Annotated in this window: 1 protein-coding gene; it reads left to right on the top strand. The window is 64.0% G+C overall.

The features are described 5' to 3' along the window. A partial coding sequence (locus VGH54_RS02995; RefSeq protein WP_331510448.1) for a YadA family autotransporter adhesin occupies positions 1 to 1,398 on the top strand: 1,398 nt, incomplete at its 5' end. Positions 1,399 to 1,649: the final 251 nt, after the last annotated feature.

Genomic DNA, 1,649 nt, shown 5'->3' with positions numbered 1-1,649 from the left:
GTGAGTTCAGGCAACCAGACCTACGACACAGCGCTGGGTTATGGGGCGCAAGCGACCGGCGGCTACAGCCTGGCCAGCGGCCGCAATGCCAAAGCGCTCGGCAGCTTCTCGGTGGCCAGCGGCAATGCCGCGACCGGATACAATTACGGCGACATTTCCCTTGGCCGCTCGGCCGTTGCCGGCGTGGATGGCGGCACCGGTCGATACGACATGGCGCTGGGTTATGGCGCGAGCGCGACCGGCGGCAACAGCTCGGCCTTCGGCTACAACGGCCAAGCGAGCGGCGCCAACAGCGTGGCCTTGGGTTACAACAGCTCGGCTAGCGGCACGGATTCTCTGGCCCTGGGCAGCGGCGCCGTCGCTTCGGGCACGCTCAGCACCGCCTTCGGCTATGGCGGGCTTGCCACCGGTAACCACGCGGTCTCGATCGGCTATCACGCCAACGCCTCGGCGACGGGTGCGGTGGCGATCGGCTATGGCTCCATCGCCAATGTCGCCAACACCGTCTCGGTGGGTGCGGTGGGCAGCGAGCGGCGCATCGTCAATGTCGCCAATGGGGTGAACAGCACCGATGCGGTCAATATGAGCCAGCTGACTTCGGCCACGACCGCTTTGAGCACCAGCATTTCTGAGGCCGATGCACAGATCAACCAGCTCTCCAGCCTTTACAGCTCGTTTGGCACACCGGCACAGGCCAGTGCGCAGAGCACAACGCAGAGTTCGGTGCAAAGTTCGAACACCTCCACCACGGTGGGCAACGCTACCACCAATGGCGCACACACCACCGCCATCGGCAATGGCGCCTATGCTTCCCATAACGGCTCGGTCGCCATCGGCGATGGCGCCAGAGCGGTGGCCGATCCGGCAACGGCGGTCGGCAACAATGCGGTGGCCTCGGGTAACAACTCGGTGGCGCTCGGCGCCAACAGCACGGCCAGTGCGAACAACTCTGTTGCGCTGGGAGCAGGCTCGATCGCCAATCAGGCCAACACCGTCTCGGTGGGCTCGGCGGGCAACGAACGGCGCATCACCAATGTCGCTGCCGGCACCGCCAGCACCGATGCCGTCAATGTCGGTCAGCTCAATGCCGGCCTTGCCAGCACGCTCTCCAGTGCGAATGATTATACCGATGCGCAGATAAAGTCCCTGAACCACACGCTTGGTGGGCGCATGGACAAGGTCGGCGCGATGAACTCTGCCATGGCCGGCGTGGCGCTCAGTGCGGGTGGGATCGACGCGGACAATCGTCTGGCGATGTCGCTAAGCTCCTATAGCGGAGAAGAAGGTGTAGCGCTGGGTTATGTGCGCAGCGTTTCGCACGATGTGAACCTGTCGGTGGGCGGCGCCTACAGCAGCGGCCAAGCCACCGCCAATGTCGGTGTCGGGTTCGGGTGGTAAAAACGGAGCAGGTAACGCCGGTTCAGATACCGCCGTTAAAGCGCAATCGGGTGAAGTGTAAGCGGTTCACCCGCAAATTGCGCGGCAATCAAAGAATCTAGAGCCTGATCTGATTCAGCCTAATCAAATCACGCTCTAGTGCGGGCCGCCGTCGGGATGGGCTGGGCCTGGTCCGTCGTCGTCATCGCCATTGTCATCGGCGGGCGGTGGTTGATCGGGTGGCGGCGCGTGGATCACCGCCGGCGGGCGCG

The sequence above is a fragment of the Mycobacterium sp. genome, assembly GCF_036488105.1.
Classification (GTDB): domain Bacteria; phylum Actinomycetota; class Actinomycetes; order Mycobacteriales; family Mycobacteriaceae; genus Mycobacterium.
This window is presented reverse-complemented; position numbering and strand designations above follow the sequence as displayed.